Genomic DNA, 20079 nt, shown 5'->3' with positions numbered 1-20079 from the left:
TAAACGGGCTGTATTACCCGATTCCTGTGTCAACTTTCATTGGCCAGGGGATCAAGTTGCGCCGCCAGCCGGGAATGATTGGCTGTTCAATTTTCTGGCATAGAGAATGCTGTGCGTTCACTAGCGTATTAATTGAAAGTTTGAAGTTGTTATCACGGGATAACAGATTTCCACCTGTGCTGCACAACCCTTCTGAGGAGTTACCTTCATGCGAAGTGAGCCGCTAGTCCGCACGTTGGCACTCATGCTTCTCATCTTTGCCATAGGGGCATTCTGGAGCCTGTTCAGCTGGTTCAGCAGTTAAGCGTTGTTTGTGTTGCGGATCGGGTGAAGTCCCGGTTGAAGTCGGGATACCCCCGATTGCAGAAGCGGCAAGCGAAACCAACAGGCTGCCCATCGCGCAGTTCGCTGAAATGTTCAAGCCTGATTCCCCACTCCCCTTTCCCCACTCCCAGGTCATTTGTTGATCGAGTGTTTCCCACTGCCTGACAGACCGCCCTGCCAGGTTGGTTCACGCATTGCCAGTTGAACAAACGACCAGACGTTTCTCATAAAAAAAGGGAGGGCATCGCTGCCCTCCCTTCCGCTTTCCACGCTTTTTTTCAAACGTGCTGATCAGTACCTCAAGTGGTGAGAATGAAGTCCGTGGCAGTGACGGTTGTCGCATCGGCCACACCGACCAGGCGGATGGAGTCAGCACCAGCGAAGCTGACCAGGGTATCCGCACCGACATCGGCGATGGTGACGCTGCCGGCAAAGGTCGCAGCCGTGATGTTCATCGCGGAGATATCGAGGCGGTCCTGCCCTCCTGCCGCGTTGGCATCGAAGCCAATGATCTGATCGACCCCGAAGCCCGCTGAGAACATGAAGATATCGTTGCCATTGCTGGCAACCATCATGTCGTTGCCGGCACCGCCCGTGACTGTATCGTTGCCTGTACCGCCATCGATAAAGTCATTGCCGATACCACCCAGCAAGGTGTCGTTAGCATCTCCACCGAGCAGCGTGTCATTGCCATCGCCGCCCTGGAGCAGATCGGTGCCGGTACCGCCATCCAGGCTGTCATCACCCAGCCCGCCGAGCAGCGTGTCGCTGCCTGCCCCGCCATTCAATGTATCCGCCCCGTCACCTCCGTCGAGGCTGTCATCGCCATTGCCGCCGTTCAGGGTATCGGTGCCAATGCCACCCACCAGTTGGTCGTTACCCGCGTCGCCGTTGAGTGTGTCGTTGCCACTGTTGCCGGTGAGGATGTCGTTGCCGCCGCCACCATTGAGGGTGTCGTTACCCGCCCCGGCGGTGATGACGTTGTTCAACCCGTTGCCGCTGCCGGCGAAGTTGCCGACTCCGGTGTAGGTCAGGTTCTCGACATTACCGCTCAGCGTGTAGCTGGCCAACGAAGTCTGCACGGTGTCCGTACCGCCACCCGCCACCTCGACCACCACGTCTGTGGCTGCATCGACGATGTAGGTATCGTTGCCCGCGCCCCCGACCATCCGGTCTGCACCCGTACCGCCATCGAGGAGGTCGTTACCCACCCCGCCGGTGATGGTGTTGGCCAGTGCGTTACCGGTACCTGTGAAGTTACCGGCACCGGTATAGGTCAGGTTCTCGACGTTGGCATCGAGCAGGTAGCTCGCGAAGGCGGTTTGCACCAGATCGGTACCGCCACCCACCGCCTCGGTGATAAGGTCACCGACGTTGTCGACCACATAGGTGTCGTTGCCGGCACCGCCGTTCATGGCATCCGCGCCAAGCCCGCCGTTGAGGGTGTCGTTACCGTCCTCGCCATTGAGGATGTCGTTGTCGTCTCCACCGTTGAGGATGTCGTTGCCATTGCCGCCAAACAACTGGTCGGTACCGGCCAGGCCATTCAGCGTATCGCTCCCGCCCAGGCCAAGCAGCACATCGTTACCTGCGCCGCCGGTGAGGGTGTTCGCCTGTGCGTTACCTTGCAGCACTACGCCACTGAGCACCGCAACCGCTGCGGTTGCCGCGGAAGTCAACGTCTCCAGCGTGCCGAAGCCGTCGGTGTAGCGCACGATCACCCGTATTTGCAGGTTGCCCTGCGCCACACCCGGGGTGAAGGTCGAGGCCGTCGCGCCGTTGATGTTGGAGAAGGAAGCACCGATACCTTGCTGCCATTGGTAGCTGAAGGTGCCCAGCCCGTCCACATCGGCAATCCCGGCAGTCAGCGCCGTCAGCACTTGCCCTTGATCCGGTGTCGTATCGCTGATCAGCAACGCGCCTGTCGGTGCATCGTTGACGTTGTCCACCGGTCCCAGGATGTTGGACGCAACGCTTTCGGCCACACCGAAATTATCGACGTAACCGATCAGCACGCGCACTTCCTGGCCGACCTGAGCCTGGCCAAGCGAGAACGTGCTACCGGTAGCGCCGGCGATGTTGACGAAGCCAAGCCCGTCGTTCGCCTGCCACTGGTAGGTGAACTGCGGATTGGTCAGGCCATCGGCGTCGACGATGGTCGACGTGTCGGCGGTCAACAGCTGGTTCTGCACGGCAAGCCCGGTAACGGTCGCCCCTTCGGTCGGTTCACTGTTGCCGGACGATTCGACGATCTCCAGCGTGCCCTGGGCATCCTGGTACACCGCCCGGACGCGGATGTTCAGACCCGCCTCATCGGGGCCCACCAGGAAGGTGGAGCCAGTCGCCCGCGTTGCCTCGCCAGCGGCGACAAAGGTGATGTCTTCATAGACGCCCGTACCGGGAATGGTTTCGACCTGCCAGTAGTAAGCCACCCCACCGGTTATCGCGCCGGTCGGATTGGCCGCACTCTGGTTGTCCGCGTCGTGTACCCCCGCACCGCTGACGCGCAACAACTGGCCGGCGACCGGCGTATCTTCACGCACACCGGTAGTCGCATCGAGGATTGCCAAGTGACCCGATGGGTCGCTGTTTTGCACGGTGCCGACTCCGGACGGTATCGCAACGTCAGCGAACTGCAGACGCTCGATGCCCGTCAGGCGATCGACGCCATCACGCCCAAGCACCGAGTCGGTCACGATGACAGTGTCGCCATCGATTTCGATGCCGTATTCCCCCAAAGTACCGGAGAACAACGCCGTATCGAAGCTGTCAGTGCCGGTCAGAATCTCCCGCACGATGACCAGTTGGCCAGGGTTGTACGTGCCGTTCAGCATAAACGGCACCAGCGGCTCCATGCTGTCGAACGTGGCGATTTCATCGCCAGTGCCGTCAGCGTTCGCCCGTACGCTGATGCGTACGTTCAGCCACTTGTCACCATCAATGATGTCGTCACCGCCGCGACCTTCGATCAGGTCGCTGCCGCTACCGCCGAGGATGATGTTGCCGCCATCGAAGAACGTCGCTCCGGCTGGCAGCAGATCCGCCAGGCCGTTGATCAGGTCGATGTGGGTCAGCACACTGCCGGTTGCACCCGCTGTAGGCAGCGATGTGGCGTCTTCGTTATCACCGCGCAGGAAGTCACCGTGCGACGAACCCGACAGACCTTCCATGATGTCGAAACGCACCAGCGCCGAAGCACCTGAACCCGGTACTGGCGGAACATCGAAGAAACGGTCCGTGAAATCGATGGTCACGCCCTGTGCGAGCCCCTTGAAGGTTGCCCAGTCGAAGCCGGAGCCGCCGATATAGCGATCACCGAAGCCGAGACTGCCGACCATGATGTCATCGCCGCCTTCGCCGTTGAACTTATCGTTCTCGTTACCGCCGATGAACACATCGTGGCCAACGATAGGGTCGTTGCCGAGCGGGTCGAAGTTGTCGCCAGGTGCACCGTCCGAAGTGCCCTTCTCGATCCAGTCGTCGCCTTCGTTACCCATGTCCTGTTCGTTGGCTTTGCTGCCCAGGATGAAGTCGTTGCCATGACCACCAATGGCTTCGGAGGCGTCCTCACCGGTCACGATGAAGTCATTGCCGAACCCGCCGATGATCAGGTTGACGCCGTTACCTCCGTGCAGCACGTCGTTGCCGTCGCCACCCTGGATGTTATCGTCGCCGCCCTTGTCGGTGATGATGTCGTCGCCGGAGCCACCGCGCAGTTGGTCGTTGCCGTCACCGCCTTCGATGCGATCGTTGCCGCCGTCGCCCCAGACCGTGTCATCCCCCTCACTCGCGATGAGAATATCGGCGCTGTTGGTGCCGCCCATCACGATGTGCTCTGCACCGGTGTATTTGATGTAGTTGGCATCCGGCCCTGCGGTCAGAGGGTTGTCGCGGAACACCACCTGTTCGCCGTTTTCGCCAAGCGGATCGGCATTGCCCAGGCCTTCGTTGAATTGCTTGCTCTGGTCCCTTTCCAGATAGAACGCAACGTCCGAGAACACCAGGCCCGGCAAGTGCGTGGCCGAGGTGTTGGCCATGATCAGCTTGGCGAACGAGTTGCTTTCAAGCTCGGCATTCATCGACAGGCCAGCGGTACGTTCCAGGTAGTAGAAGCGGTCGCCATCCTGCAGTTTTTCCAGCTGGTTCTCGAACACGAAGTTGAAGGTCGAGCCGAGCATGCCGCCGAACGGCGTTTTCGCTTCGGCCAGGCCGCCGATCCACAGGTCGATGGCATCGACCCCCGTGATAGTCACGCCCTTCAGATCGTCGGCTGTTCCCAGCACTCCATCCTTGCCAGCCCGCGTTACGTTGGTCCAGTCACCGGTGCCGTTGAGGAAGTCCAGACGATCAGTCGGTGCATCCGGACCACCGAATACCAGCGCCATGGCAGCAGCGCGTTTGCCTTCCAGCGTGGTCGCCGCCGTGATCGTCTCATGGGTGCCATAGGCTGCAATGAAGTTGATCAACGACTCCGGATGTTTGAGGTGCTGCACCAGGTCGACCCAGCTGGTGTACGGCTTGAGTTGGGTGTCACCGGTTTGGCTGTAGATGTCGCGGCGAATCGCGTTGAGTGAAGGAATCCCCACGTCGCGGCCACGGGCGATGTTGATCGCCGGCAGGTCGAGCGGCAGCCCCAGCAGGTTGTTGCGCAGCGCCTCGGTGACGAACTCGTCGATTTCGTTACCGGCTTGCCGAGTGATCCCCCGCACGATCGCACTGGTCGCATCCTCAGGCGTCACGCCACTGGCGGCGTACGCCAACGGGTTGAGGAACGCCGCGATCAGGCCCAGTTGCTGATCCGGATCAGCACTGTTCGGATCGCCGATCACGTTGAAATCAACGTCGAAGCGATCGACGGTCTCGGTCAGCATCGAGTGGCCAAACCGGTACACGGTGTGGGCGAACTCGGCGACGATCGAGGCATCGAGGTCAACGTCATAGACCTGGGTCGGTGCGAAAAACAGGTCGACGTTAGGCTGGATGGTCCGGGCAAATTCCTCGAACACCAGATGCTGATACTGCATCTCGGTGCCGAACTTGGCCGCCTGGAACAGGCGTTCGCCATTCCATACCAACGCATCTATCTCCGCCTGATTGACCGGCAACGCGCTCACTGGATTGAGCAGCCACTCGTTCAGGAAAGCCACGTCACCCGAGTCGAGCACGGTGTCTTTGGTTTGCGCGACCAGCCGATTGTGCTCGGAGTGGAAGATCGCATGCACCGCCGTCAGGCCGATGTTCTCGTTGACCCGGCCGTCGCCAGCGATGTAGTGCGCATCCAGCAACTCGTTGTCGTAGGCCAGGTTGGCCCCGGTTTGTGGATTGACCGGCACGTCGTTGCCAGTTTCAGAATCGCCATCAGGCGCGAGCACGCCACCGATGAACACCGGCGCGGCATTGTGGGCAATGTCGACGAGGAACTGGTGACCGGTGCGCACAGCATTGGTCAGGTCAATAGGGGCAAGCGGATTACCTTCGACAAGCTCGTCATCCGCCGTACCGCCAAGACCGTCAAGGCCTTTCATCACGACCATCGGGAAGCCGTTCGGCCCCTTGATGAAATTGCCATAGGCATCGGTCGCCAACAGCGGGGCGTTATCGACGTCGGCATCGGTCAGGTGGATACCCAGAATGTCGTTGGCTTGCGCCTTGACCACTTTCCAAGTGGCCATGCCACCGATTTCGCTGTCGTCTGAAGTACCAAACTTGCCATCCGCCCCCAGGTCACGGTTGGTGATCAGCCTGCCCGTCGCGATGGGTCCGTCATCGGTCAGCAGATACCCGCGCAGGAACACCTGATGCGATGGGTGCGAGCTGTAGGTCTGGTTTTGGTCCACGAACGGCGTGGTGGTGTTGGAGTGCTCATGGATGTCGTCGGCCGTGCCGAGAACACCATCCGCGCCTGGCTGGTTGGTCGCGCGGGTCAGCACCATGAAGTTAGCGTTGCCGCCTGGCACATACAGCGGATCATCCGGTTGCAGCGGAATGAAGATGGTACCCGAACCGCCTTTGGTCACCAGGTCCAGACCGTGATCGAAGAACTGCCCGAAGAAGGTCATCCAGGCGTTGAACGGCGCGGACAACCCGGCATCCGGAGCGGTGTTCTCGAACATGTACACATCGTGGTCGTCGCCAGTACCGAACTGACCATCCAGGCCGGGGCTGGCGACTATCCGTACGCCATCCTTGAGCACATCGTCGCTACCCTCCGCGCCGAAGTTGAGCACACCGTCCGCGCCCACGTCGTACGCCGTTGCATACGCCGCCGGGTTGTTCGACGTCTGGTCGACGATCAGATTGCTGATCGTGCGCGGCTGCGAGTCAAACACATTGCCGCTGGTCTGCTGATACGACGATCCCGGAATGGCCGGCGAGCCAGGGCCAAAGAACCCGGCAGGTGCACCTTCCGCCGGATTGAAGACCGGATCGGTCAAACGCGGGAAGGTGTTATCCGCAGCACCAAACTCGGTGTTGTTGATGCCATTGAGGTTCATCAGGTTGTTGTTCGAGCCATCGACCGCACGCAGGCCCAGCGGCGCGCGGATGTTCGGGATCAGCGAGAGGATGTTCTGACCGTCCGCTTCAGCCTCGGCAATCTTGATCTGATCAAGGATGAAGTTGAGGTCGGAGCGGACCATGTTAAGGCCCGGGCCACCCTCGGTGGCATTGACTACCGGTGTCGGTGCTGTCGGCACGACCGGTGCGCCGGGAACCACGACGCCTGTCGGTTGCGAGAACACCACTTCAGTCGTGCCATGGCCATCCTGGTAGATAGCCTTGACCCGCAGTGACAGCCCGGCAAGATCCGGCGAGACCTTGAAGGAGGTGCCATCGGCACTCTGGAACGCCAGGTCACCCGCAGGCAACAGGATGATGTCTTCGAACACGCCACTGCCGGGGTCGGCTTCGAACTGCCAGTAGTAAGACACCGAAGTATTGTTGACGAGCCCCTGCGGGTTACCCGCAGTGACGTTGTTGGCATCGCTCACCCCGAGCATGCTCACGGTCAGTGTGTCGCCCACTGTAATGTCGCCGCCGTTGCCATCCGTGACAGTCGGCCTGCCGACCGGTTGTGCGTTCTGCCCCGGTACCAGCACCCGCTGGGTGTCGGCGAATTGCAGGCGTTCGATATGCAGCAGGGTATCGGTGCCGTCGCGACCCGCAACGGTATCCGTCACCGTCCAGACATCGTCCGCCAGGTTGGCCGTGCCACGGGTGTCCTGGGTCACCGTGTACTCGGACTGAAGCCCGGAGAAAATCGCGGTGTCGAACGCCGCCCCGCCCGTCGAGGTGCCGGGCAGGATTTCCCGCACGGCCTTGAGCTGCCCAGGGTTATACGTACGGTCCAGCATGAACGGGATCATATCAGCCATGCTGTCGAAGCTGGCGATCTCGGGGCCGGTATGGTTGACGTCGCCGGGGGCATAAACTGCGATTCTGACGTTGATCCATTTGTCGCCATCGATCAGATCATCGCCGCCGCGGCCCTCGATCAGGTCACTGCCATTGCCACCGAGGATGATGTTGCCCGTGGCAAAGCCGGTGGTCGGCAAGCCGGCATCGGACAGGAACTGCGCCAGTCCACGGATCAAGTCCACATTGGTCAGTGCACCACCCGTGGCACCACCGTGGTTGAGGATAGTGACCGCATCAACATCATCGCCTTTGAGGACGTCGCCGAAATTCGAACCGGACAAGCCTTCGACCTCGGCGAAACGGTCGAGAATCGAGGCCGGCGAGGCACCGACCGGATTGAACACCCCGGCGTTCTGGTTTGGCGCGTTGCCGTGTGGCTGGGCCAGCGCGGCGAGGGACAAGTCGGCGGTCACGCCGACCTGGTCATTTTTGAAGGTCACCCAGTCGAACCCGGACATGCCGTCCATCTTGTCCTGGGCATCGCTGCCGACAAAGATGTCATCGCCACCCTCGCCGATCATTTCATCGAAGCCACCACCGCCGACAAAGATGTCGTTGCCGACCACATCGTCATTGAGCAATGGCGAGAAGTTATCGCCAGGCGCACCGTCCTGGGTGCCTTTCTCGATCCAGTCATCACCTTCGTTGCCGGTCGGTGGCAGGTTGGTCTTGGCACCGAGGATGAAGTCGTCACCCTGACCGCCGAAGGTGGTGCTGATGTCTTCGGTGGTGATGATGAAGTCCTGGCCATCGCCGCCAAGGATCAGGTTGCCCGCAACCCCCATTTTACCGGCCACGATCACGTCGTTACCGGCATTGCCTTCCAGGCGGTTGTCGCCGAACGAGTCGGTGATGATGTCATCACCCGCGCCGCCAAGTACCGCATCGTTCCCGGCGCCGCCCTCGAGGACATCGTTGCCGCCGTCGCCGTAAACGGTGTCATCACCTTCACCGGAGATGATGATGTCATCGGCGGCGGTGCCGCCGAGGACGACATGATCTTCACCGGTGTAATGCAGAAAATTACTGTCCGTGCCCACGGTGTCGGGGTTGTCGCGGATCACCAGCGGCACGACTTCCACGCCGTTGATCATGATGCCGCCCGTCGGGTCGTCACGACCGCCGACGCCAAGGCCGGTGAACTGATTGGCCTGGGTCACTTCGAGAGTGAACGTCGGCGTCAGGAACACGGTGTTCGACAGGTGGGTGACATCGGTGTTGAGCATGATCAGCTTGGCGAAGGAGTTGTTCTCAAGCTCGGTGCCGAAGTTCAGGCCCGCCGTACGCGACAGGTAGTAGAACCGGTCGCCGTTCTGCAACGCCTCCATCTGGGTTTCAAACACGAAGTTGAACGTGGAGCCGAGCATACCGCCGAACGGCATCTTCTCTTCGGCAAGGCCGCCGACCCAGAAGTCGATGTCGTCGACACCGGTGGTGGTGACGCCATTGACCATGGCGTAGGTGCCCGAGCTGTTAAGGAATGCCAGGCGATCCTCTTCCGTGGCGGTAAAAGTACGCTCATCGGCAGTGCCGGCGTTGATCACCGCGCTGCCGCCAAACACCAGGGCAGCAGCGACCGCGCGCATCTCGACCAGCGTATCCACATCGGCCGCAGTCAATGCCCCGTGAGTACCGAAGGCCGCGATGAAGTTGACCAGGGATTCGGGGTGTTTGAGGTTTTCCGCCAAGTCAGCCCAACTGATGTACGGCTTGAGTTGGCTGTCGCCGGTTGCCTGGTAAAACTCACGCCGCGCCTCATTCAACGTAGGGATGCCAGTGTCGCGCCCACGCGCCAGGTTCAGGGCCGGCAAATCGAGGGGTAGACCCAGCAGATTGTTGCGCAACGCTTCGGTGACGAACTCGTCGATCTCGTTGCCGAGCTGACGGGTCACACCGCGAATGATCGCCCCTGCCGCTTCGTCAGCGGTAGCCCCGCTGCCGGCAAATGCCAGAGGGTTGAGGAAGGCTGCGATCAGACCGAGCTGCGCGTCAGGGTTGTTCGGGTCAGAGAGGACCGGATTGAATTCGGGGTCGAAGCGATCGACAGTCTCGGTCAGCATCGAGTGACCGAAGCGATACACCACGTGGGCGAACTCGGCGAGGATGGCCGGGTTGATTGAAGTGTCATAGCCGTTGGGGGCAAGGAATTCGTCGACCTGCGGCTGAACGGTCCGCGCAAATTCCTCGAACACCAAGTGCTGATACTGCATCTCGGTGCCGAACTTGGCGGCCTGGAACAGCCGTTCGCCATCCCACACCAATCCTGCGATTTCGGCGGGAGTCGTCGGAATTGCCGCGACGTCGTCTGCCAGCCACTCATTGAGAAACGCCAGATCGCCAGAGGCCAGGATGGTTTCCTTGGACTGCTGGACCAGGCGGTTGTGTTCGGAGTGGAACACATGGTGCACAGTGGTCAGGCCGATGTTTTCATTCGCCCGGCCATCGCCGGCAATGTAGTGAGCGTCGAGCAGTTCGTTGTCGTAGGTCAGGTTGTTGCCGCCCGCGCCCACTGGCTGTGCATTGCCGATATCGGTGTCACCATCCGCCTGCAGAACCCCTCCGACGACGACCGGCGCGGCATTGTGCGCGATGTCGTCGAGGAAGCCATGCCCGGTGCTCACGGCGGTGGCCAGACTGATCGGAGCATCCCGGTTGCCTTCGACCAGTTGCGTGATGTCATCCGCCGTACCGGCGATACCGTCTGCGCCGTTGCTGATGCGCATCACCACCTGCGGCATACCGCCCGGGCCACGGATGAAGTTGCCATACGCGTCGGTCGCCAACAGCGGCACGTTGTGCACATCGGCGTCGGTCAGGTTGATCCCGAGAATGTCACGGGCCTGAGCCTTGACCACTGCCCAGGTTGCCATGCCGCCATTTTCGGCGCCGCCATCATCGGCAGTGCCGAACTCGCCATCGGCGCCCAGATCGCGATTGGTAATCAAGCGCCCGGTTGCAACAGGGTCACCTGCCGCGTTGATGACGTACTCGCGCAGAAATACCTGATGCGAGGGGTGTGAGCTGTAAGTCTGGCTTTGGTCTACGAACGGCGAGGTGGTGTTGAGCTGCCCATCGTCCGTCGTGCCAACAATCCCGTCCGCGCCGGCCGTACGCACGGCCCGTGGCAGCACCATGAAGTTGGTCGGACTGCCCGGCACGAACAACGGATCGTCCGGCTGCAACGGAATAAACACAAAATCGGTAGCGCTCTTGCTGACCAGGTCGAGGCCGTGGTCGAAGAACTGGCCGAAGAAAGTCATCCACGAGTTGAAGCCCGCAGTCAGACCGGCGTCCGCCGACTGGTTGGGGATGAAGAACACTTGCTTGTCGTCATCCGTGCCGAAGACACCATCGGGGCCTGGGCTGATGACCGGATCGGCACCGCCGTTCGCCGCAACCGCAGCCGGGTTGTTGGCGGTCTGATCAACGATCAGGTTACTGATGATCCGTGGTTGCGGGTCGATCACATCCCCTGTCCCGGAGTATGACGCCAGAAACGAGGGGTCCAGCAGGCGCGGGAAAGCATTGTCCGCAGCGCCAAACTCACTTTGCCCGGTCACCAGGTTGTTGTAGCTGCCATCGACGGTGCGCAGGCCGAAAGGCACCTGACTGTTGGGTAGCAAATCACTGAGGCTGGCACCGTCGGCATGTGCTTCTGCGATGAAAATTTGTTTGAGGATGAACTCCAGGTCGGACTTGTTGAAATTGGCCATTTTGCTTGCCCTCGATTTCTTTGGTGAAGGGCACGGGACGAAAAGAATCCTCCCGCGCCCAGTCGGGTGCTGGCTTGCGCAGTGTGTAGGTTCATTTTTTTGGCGAGAGCTGACACGGGAAGGCAAAGCCGTCAGTACGGCCCCCGGTATGCGCGCCTGGAATTCGCGGAACTCGCGAAAGAATGGCTCGCTAAGCGATCAGGCAGAGCGAACCCGGGCCCTAGGCGGGCCATGGAAACTTGAGGTCAAGGCGAACTTGCTGAACAGCCCCTTCCCTCTGCAGTAGAACGAAGTGATCGACATGCTGTGCTCCTTCGGAGAACCACCGCGCTTTTCGCTGCCAAAGAGTTGACAGACTTCAGGCGGACGGTTGTCGTCAATGAGTAAGACTAAAGTTGGATAGCAAAAAATTGTCAATTTTACGACGGACAAACCGGACGACCGGTGCTAAGCCTCTCAACTCGCTGTTTTTAATGGACTTATAGAAAGATTGACGCACCATTAGAGCGAAATGTTATTTCAGATTGTTTCGCCGCGACCTACGCTGCTTGCTACGGGAGCAACGCAGAAATTTGCATGAGATTCGCCCGAGAGCGAACCTGCGTATCGACGGCTACCCACGTGACTAAATCTGTTAGCTGCTGCTCCGCAAGGGCAAACGGCTTTTTGAAGAGGGGGTCAGCCAAATGCAAAAGCAGTCGAACTCTCGATCCGAACTGGCCGACGCACTCTTCCGACTTCGTCGTAGTTTTTACTCCCTGGCGGGTTTCAGCGGCGTCATCAACGTCATGATGTTGACGCCAGCCGTTTACATGTTGCAGGTCTATGATCGAGCCTTGGTCAGTCGCAACGTCACAACGTTGACGATGCTGACCGTTCTGGTGATAGGCCTGTTCTTGCTGATGTCCACGCTTGAAATGTTCCGCACCCGTGTGCTGATCCGGGTCGGCAACTGCCTCGACATGGACCTCAATCGACGCATTTTCACCGCCGCATTCGAGCGCAACCTGAACCGCGCCGGAGGCAATCCGGCCCAGGCCCTGCAGGATCTCGCGCAGGTGCGTCAGTTCCTCACCGGCAACAGCCTGTTCGCGTTCTTTGATGCGCCATGGACGCCGATCTACCTGCTGGTCGCCTACCTGATCCACCCGCTGCTCGGACTGGTCACGCTCATCGGCTCGCTGATTCTGATGGGCCTGGCTTACCTCACCGAGAAGGCGACGCAAAAGCCGCTGGCCGAAGCCAATCAGGCCGCCCTCTCCTCCGCCACCTACGCCAACAACAACCTGCGCAACGCCGAGGTCATCGAGGCCATGGGCATGTTGCCGTCGATCGGCAAGCGCTGGTACCAAAGCCATTTGCGCATTCTGGAAATGCAGACCCTGGCCTCAGACCGGGCCGCCCTGATCAGCAGCACCGGGCGCTTCGTGCGCATCACCTTGCAATCGCTGATCCTCGGCGCCGGTGCGCTGCTGGCGATCGAAGGCAAGATCACCCCCGGGATGATGATTGCCTGCTCGATCCTTACCGGTCGTGCGCTGGGCCCGGTGGAACAAGTCATCGCGTCGTGGAAGCAACTGCTTGGCTGCCGCTCGGCCTGGGGCCGGTTGAATGAAATGCTCAACGACTTTCCGCGCCGGCCACCGAGCATGTCGCTGCAACGCCCGCTGGGCATGCTGGCAGTGGAGAATGTGTACGCCGGCTCCCCCGGCACCAACAACACGATTCTGCGCGGGGTGAGCTTCAACCTTTCCCCCGGCGAAAGCCTTGGCATTATCGGCCCATCCGCCTCGGGCAAATCCACCCTCGCCCGTCTGTTGGTCGGCGTCTGGCCGGCACAGGCCGGCAAGGTGCGCCTCGACGGCGCGGACATATTCACCTGGAACAAAGGCGAACTTGGCCCTTGGCTCGGTTACCTGCCACAGGACGTGGAGCTGTTCGAAGGCACCATCGCCGACAACATTGCGCGCTTTGGCGAAGTGGACAGCGACGCGGTCATCCGCGCCGCCAGAACGACGGGCGTGCACGAGATGATCCTGCGTTTTGCGCAAGGTTATGAGACCCGCCTGGGCACCGATGGCAGCCCGCTTTCCGGTGGCCAGAAGCAACGCATCGCCTTGGCCCGCGCGCTGTATGGAGACCCCAATCTGATTGTGCTCGATGAGCCGAACGCCAACCTCGACGACGTCGGTGAGAAGGCGTTGGTCGATGCGCTGGCCCAACTCAAAGACCGTGGCGCCACCGTCATTCTGATTTCCCACCGTCCCAATGTGCTCTGCGCCGTCGACAAGGTGCTGATGCTGCGTGACGGCGGCGTGCAGATGCTCGGCACTCGCGACGAAGTATTCGCAGCGCTGCGCAAGGCGAGTGTGATGCCTGCAGGCGCGTCGACTCCGCTGGCCTCCGTCAAAACGCGGGAGTGACCGATCATGCAAATGAGCCAACACACCGAGATGATTCACGTCGATCCCAGGAACGATGTAGATCTGGACGTCGCCAAACCTGTGCGCAGGGGCCTGTGGCTGGTGCTCGCCGGCTTCGGCGGCTTCCTCCTGTGGTCGTGGCTGGCGCCGCTGGATGCCGGCGTGGTAGCGACAGGCACGGTAAAAGTCACCAGCAATCGCAAAGCCGTGCAGCATCTGAGCGGCGGCACCGTGGAGGCCATTCTTGTCCGCGAAGGCGATTCCGTGAAAAAAGGCCAGGAGGTGGTCCGCCTCGATTCGCTGCGCGCACTTGCCGAACAGGGTGCGGTCAGCGCCCAGTACATCGTCAGCAAGACCGTGGAAAACCGCCTGGAAGCGGAACGTGACAACCTCGACGTAGTGAACTTCGATCCCGAACTGTTCAAGCGCTTCGGGAATGACCACCGCCTGCTGGCTGCCATGGATCTGCAGCAACGCCTGCTGAACACCCGACGCGCCGGCCTCGCTGGCGAAATCAGCATCCTGCAGGAAAACCTCGCGGCGTCGGCAGTGCAGCTCAAGGGCCTGCAACAGGTCTATGGCGCCCGCGCCTCGCAGATCAACTTCCTCAACCAGGAACTGAAAGGCACCCGCGTGCTGGCAGCCGAAGGCTATGTGCCGCGCAACCGCCTGCTGGAACTGGAACGCAGCAATGCCGACCTCTCCGCCGGCCAGGCCGAGAACCTCAACAACATCGCTCGCGTGCGTAGCCAGACCACCGAAATCAAGCTGCGCATCCTGCAGCGCCAGCACGATTACCTGAAGGAAGTCGAATCGCAGCTCACCGACACCGCCAAGGAAAACACCACCCTGGCCGACCGTTTGCGTGCGCTGGACTATGAAGTGACCCACACGGTGATTCGATCGCCCATCGATGGCATGGTCCAGTCCCTGAGCATTGCGACTGTCGGCGGGATCATCCAGCCCGGCTTCAAGATCATGGAAATCGTTCCGGACAACGAGCCGCTGCAGGTCGACGCGATGATTCCCGTGCAGGCCATCGACAAGATGGTTCCCGGCCTCGCCGTGGACATTGCCTTCCCGGCCTTCAACCATGCCCAGACGCCCAACATCCCCGGCCGCGTGAAGACCGTTTCCGCCGACCGCCTGATGGACGAGGAAAGCAAGCAACCGTTCTATCTGGCTCAGGTAGAGGTCACACCCGATGGCATGAACCTGCTTGGCAGCAATCACATTCGTCCCGGCATGCCCGCCAGCGTCACCATCAAAACTGGCGAGCGCAACATGATGAGCTATCTTCTGAAACCAATGCTCGACCGTGTTGACAGCTCTTTCAAGGAACAATGAAATGGACCGTCATTGCCTGTTCGCCTGCCTGCTATCGCTGTCTCTGCCTGCCAGCGCCATTGATCTCAAACAAGCGTGGGATCTGTTGCAGTACCAAGGCCCCGTCTATCGCGCCGCTGTGCATGAAAAGGAGGCCGGCCTGGAAAACCGCGCCATCGGCCAGGCCGGTCTGCTGCCGCAGATCAGTGCCTCGGCCTACGACAACAAGGTCAATGGCACCCAGCGCCAGAGCGGCATCGAGAGGGATCTGGACTACGACTCCAAGGGCGCCAACGTGCGCTTGCGCCAGCCGCTGTTCAACAAACAGAAAATGGCCGAGTACCGCCAGGGTAAACAGCGTGCCGACTACAGCGTCGCGGTGTTCGATGCCAAGAGTCAGGACGCCGCGGTGCGCCTCGCCGAAAGCTATTTCGACGTGCTGCTGGCCAGCGAAACCATCGTCCTCGCCAAGTCCAAGCTGAACGCCTTCGAGGAGCAACTCGCTTCGGCGAAACGGCGCATGGAGCTGGGGGCCGGCACCGTCACCGACATCGACGAGTCGATCGCTCGCCGCGACCTTGCCGATGCCGAGCTGATCGAAGCGCAGGACAACCTGATCAATGCGCGCCGCAAGCTTGAGGAGTACATCGGAGAAACCCCAGAATCGTTGACCACCTTGCGTCCGACTTTCGATACGCCACCGCTGCTGCCGAGCAACCTGCAGGACTGGTTGGTCAAGGCTCAGACCGACAGCCCGCTGATCCATGCGCGCCGTCATAGCAGCGACCTTGCTGAAGAAGAAGTGAAGCGCGTCAAGGCGGGCCACTGGCCGACACTGGATTTCGTTGCCGGCTACACCGCGGGCGATAGCCAATCCATCTCCGAGCTGAATCAACGCAACCGCTACGGCTCAATCGGGCTGGAAGTCAATTTCCCGCTGTACAACGGTGGCGGCACCAGCGCGCTGGCACGCCAGGCCAGTTCCAATAGTTCCAAGGCCCTGGACGAACTCGACGCCACGCGACAGGAAGTCATCTCCGGCACCACCCGCGAGTACGCCGGCGTACAGAGCGGCGCCAAACGTATTCACGCCCTGGAGCGGGCCGTAGAGTCCAACGAACGCTCACTGCTGTCCACACGCAAGGGTTTCAAGGAAGGAGGCACCAGCACCAACTCGGACGTCCTCAATGCCGAAGAACTGCTCTTCGTTGCACGCCACGATCTGTTCGAGGCGAAGCTGCGTTACTTGATGTCGCGCCTGCGCCTGGCCTCTTCGGTGGGCAGCCTGGGCGACGACGACATCGATCACATCAACGACTACCTCGGCCCGGAGCTGTTGGTCACCAATTGAATTGGCGTCCAGGTGAACAGGCGTCATGGCAACTGATTGGGTGATGACGCCGCCCCCGCCAGGAAAATCTGAAGAACGAAAACAAACGCAGCCACTCGCCGCCCTAAAGGTTTTGACGGTCAAGCCGATTCAAATGGTCTTGATATAGGGCGCTAAGGAGCTGTTTGCCGTGAGTATTGTATTTCGCCTGACGGGCGCCGTTTTTGCCGTGTCCCTCACGGGTTGTGCCCTGCAAGGCAACGGGATGGCCGATTACTACAAGCGGATGTCTGCCGAGCGCCTCGTACAAAATCAAGCCATGATGACCCGGATACAAGCCCGGCCTTTGCCATTGGATACCACGCTGAGACTCGACCAAACGGCCATGGTGATGGTTAACGTGCCGGCCGAAGGCGCCGCGCCGGCCACCCAGGCCCGGCTTTTCGCTGGCTGCAATTTGTCGACTTTAGCCATGGATTATCGACGCGAAAAGGACTGGAGCAGCCCTTACGTCCTGCCAGCAGACCCAGCGCGCAACATCGCCCAGCAGATGTGCCAGGCAGTCCGGAACAGTGCCTGGAAGCAGTTGCCCGGCGAAACCGAAGACCTCTTGTTATTAGACCCGGGCACACTGGCCATAGACAACTCGCGGCGTTCGATTTGGGCGGGCATCGACTATGGCCGCACCCGCCTGGATGAAAGCGAAGGCAAGCCCTATGGCCACCAGTTCGAGCGTATTGAAGTCGACTGTGCGACCCGACAGGCCAGCACCCGCTTGGCTTATCGCCTGGGCGAGGACATTTTGCTGCCACCGCCCGTTCAGCCTCTTGATAGCGCCCTGGACAAAGAACAACGCGCCCGACTGATTGGCACCGTGTGCGCCGAACCCGCCAACATGGCGCAACTCGCCACGCCAGTCATCCGGAAAAAATTGCCGCCGAACATGCTGACGCCAGAGGCTTCGGCACCACTATTGGCACAGGTAAGCGCACTGCCACAGGGACAACCGACCCACACACTCAGTCATTTGCAATTCACTTACAACGCCTCCTCCCCACTGGTGCCGCGCGCCGTGATCAACGACCATCCAATGGACTTGTATCTGCAACCGGGCCCGGCTCGCGGGATCTGGCGCGAGCAGGCAACGGGAGCGTTAGGCAGCGAGAGCGTGAGACTGCGCTGGCGCGGGATGATCGAACTTGCAGCAACGAGCCGATCTCAGATCGCAGGCAAAACCGACCAGCGAAGCAACCTTGCAGACATCGACCTGGATGGCGATTGGCAAAACCTGAAACCCGGGAGCGATATCGCCTACAGCAAAAAATTTACTGACAGCGCTGGCAAAACTTTCGTGCAGAAATTTGAGTGTTCGGTGGGTGAATCCTTCCCTGCTACACAAACAGTTGCCTCGTTGCAGGGACTGGCGCGCAAGGTTACATGCGTCACCGATAGCGCACTGAAGACAAGCAATGCGTACCTCTATCTGGAGGCCTATGACCTGTTCGTGGAAACCTCCGAGACTTCAACGCTCCTGGTTCAGGTCAACACGCTCAAGGCAGCAGAGTAGCGTGCAACCCCGGGCGTAGAGTTTGTCGATTGGCGCGAAAGAACTCGGCACAAGACCACGTTGCCTGCCGACGCGCCAATGCCTTTACCTGAGCAGCCACTAATCGTAGAACGGCTCAACCAACGCCCGGCTGCCGACAAAAAAGCTATCGGCGACCAGTCGCAGCGGCTGGAGATCCAGGTCACTGGCCTTGTCGCCAATCAGTTGTTGAAAATGTCGATACACCGCCGCGTACTCGCCCTCCTCCGATACGGCCTGGCGCACGCCGTCGATACTCAAGAGTGCGCCGCCGTTGTCCAGTCGCAGGATGCCTTCGGCGCAGCGAATCTCGATGCTCCAGAGTTCGTCATGGCCGTGGTCGAAATCGAACTCCGCGCGGACATCGAGGTGGCGCGCGTCGGACATTTTGATGGACGCGGCGATAGGCGACTGGCAGTTGTCGGGGACGCGCAGTTCGGCGGACTCGACAAACAGCGACAGTGGCAGCAGATGAGTTGCAATCGACAAGGCATTGATGCCGGGATCGAAGACGCCCAGGCCGCCGGGTTGCCAGATCCACGCCTGGCCGGGGTGCCACTTGCGCACGTCTTCCTTCCAGTCGATCTGTACGCTTTGCAGGGTGCGGGTGGCCAGCCAGTCACGAGCGGCTTCAATGCCGGGCGCGTAGCGTGAATGCCAGGCGAACAGACCGCTGACGCCTTGCTCTGCAACCTGATTCACCAACGCCATCGCTTCGCCCAACGTGGCGCACGGAGGTTTTTCGACCAGTACGTGTTTACCTGCGGCCAGCGCTTGTTGCACCAGTGCGAATCGTCCTTGCGGTGGAGTGCAAAACGCAATCGCATCCACAGGCGGGCCGTTTTCGAGCAGCTCGCCCAGGGACTGAAAGTTCTCTACGCCGGCGCAGGGTTGCCCTTGCGTTGCGACAGCGACCAACTGGAACGCGGGGTTGGCGTTGATCGCTGGAACGTGTTGATCCTGGGCAATCTTGCCGTAGCCCACCAGACCGAGACGGATCGGTTGCATTAATGACTCCTGTTTTTTTTCTTGTCTTGGGAAGCGAATCGACAAGATTACGTTTGTATAGCGGGGAAGTCATTGATGACGTGCTGACGTTTCGTGAACGCTACCTTTCAGTCAGCCCCTCCCCGCACAAACCGCCTGACCTCGGCCTGTATGGCATAAGCCGGCGCCTCCACCGCATTGAAATCCTGTGTATACCGCTGGGCAAATCCATCGACTCCCCACTCCTGAAACTGCTGCACATGCTTGAGTTCGTGAGCCCAGAGCGCGACATCCTGTTCTGCGGTTTGAGCGTCCCGGAAGAGAATGATGTCGATCAGCGTCACAGCTCCGACATCGGGGTTTTGCAGCATGGCAGTGGCGGCACTGAACTGACCGTTGTCGCTGACTTTATAGCCCGCGGCATCGAGGACACCGGGCTCGTACCAGCGCAGCAGTTGCTCGCGGATGTGCGGTGGGATGGGTTGGATGCTGGTGTTGACTACTTCAGCGTGGGCTTGGGTCAGCCACAGCGCCAGGGCAGGTGCAGCGATCTGGTAGACACCATCAGGCACGGGGCCAAGCACCTGTCCCAGGTCTGGCAGGCAGATGCAGTCGTCCAGGCAAACTTGCTTCTCGCCAGCTGGGCAGGCGCCGGGCTGGGCTGGCACTTCAAGCGTCAGACAAAGAACAAACAGCGCCACCAGGCGCGTGATGATGGGCGGCATTGTGACCTCCAGGGACGGAAGCAGCGTGAACAGTGGGCCATAACTGATCGACAACCTGCAAAGCTTTAGCGTATCCCTAAATTTTTTTGCGCCACTTTCCTGCGGGCAAAACAAAACCCCAACTGCTTTCGCAATTGGGGTTTCGGAATTTAATCTTGACGATGACCTACTCTCACATGGGGAAACCCCACACTACCATCGGCGATGCATCGTTTCACTGCTGAGTTCGGGATGGGATCAGGTGGTTCCA

Annotated in this window: 8 protein-coding genes and 1 rRNA gene; 5 read left to right on the top strand and 4 right to left on the bottom strand. The window is 60.4% G+C overall.

Annotated features, from left to right (window positions below):
• Positions 1-227 (top strand): hypothetical protein (locus KGB25_RS28675; protein WP_223437718.1); only part of this gene is annotated, 227 nt, incomplete at its 5' end.
• 396 nt (positions 228-623) lie between these two features.
• Here KGB25_RS28675 and KGB25_RS28670 read toward each other — a convergent pair.
• Positions 624-11453, bottom strand: a complete 10830-nt coding sequence (locus KGB25_RS28670; RefSeq protein WP_223437716.1) for a peroxidase family protein — start codon at positions 11451-11453, stop codon at positions 624-626.
• Between the two features lie 686 nt (positions 11454-12139).
• On the opposite strand from KGB25_RS28670, the gene KGB25_RS28665 reads away from it, so the two are divergent.
• The 4 genes from KGB25_RS28665 (at position 12140) to KGB25_RS28650 (ending at position 18099) form a co-directional block, all read left to right on the top strand.
• Positions 12140-13876 carry a type I secretion system permease/ATPase gene (locus KGB25_RS28665; RefSeq protein ID WP_207286715.1) on the top strand — a complete coding sequence of 579 codons (1737 nt, stop codon included), beginning with the start codon at positions 12140-12142 and terminating at the stop codon, positions 13874-13876.
• A gap of 6 nt (positions 13877-13882) precedes the next feature.
• Positions 13883-15223, top strand: a complete 1341-nt coding sequence (locus tag KGB25_RS28660; RefSeq protein WP_008039525.1) for an HlyD family type I secretion periplasmic adaptor subunit — start codon at positions 13883-13885, stop codon at positions 15221-15223.
• Position 15224: 1 nt separating this feature from the next.
• Entirely contained in the window at positions 15225-16553 is a 1329-nt protein-coding gene (locus KGB25_RS28655) for a TolC family outer membrane protein (protein WP_192496324.1), read from the top strand.
• Between the two features lie 169 nt (positions 16554-16722).
• Complete coding sequence (locus KGB25_RS28650) at positions 16723-18099, top strand: hypothetical protein (RefSeq protein WP_223437714.1); 1377 nt, start codon at positions 16723-16725, stop codon at positions 18097-18099.
• A 99-nt stretch (positions 18100-18198) separates the two neighbouring features.
• Here KGB25_RS28650 and KGB25_RS28645 read toward each other — a convergent pair whose 3' ends face one another.
• From KGB25_RS28645 to rrf, 3 genes are all read right to left on the bottom strand, one after another.
• Positions 18199-19125 (bottom strand): Gfo/Idh/MocA family protein, encoded by a 927-nt coding sequence (locus tag KGB25_RS28645; protein WP_223437712.1) that lies wholly within the window; start codon positions 19123-19125, stop codon positions 18199-18201.
• Positions 19126-19232: 107 nt separating this feature from the next.
• A complete protein-coding gene (locus KGB25_RS28640; RefSeq protein ID WP_032832496.1) occupies positions 19233-19829 on the bottom strand; it encodes a DUF4157 domain-containing protein in 597 nt (198 codons plus the stop codon).
• A 153-nt stretch (positions 19830-19982) separates the two neighbouring features.
• Positions 19983-20079: ribosomal RNA gene (gene rrf / locus KGB25_RS28635) — 5S ribosomal RNA — on the bottom strand; the annotation flags it as partial.

The sequence above is a fragment of the Pseudomonas sp. BF-RE-21 genome, assembly GCF_019947305.1.
Lineage (GTDB): Bacteria > Pseudomonadota > Gammaproteobacteria > Pseudomonadales > Pseudomonadaceae > Aquipseudomonas > Aquipseudomonas migulae.
Note: the sequence above shows the minus strand (reverse complement) of the source record. Positions and strands in the feature narration are given on the sequence as shown.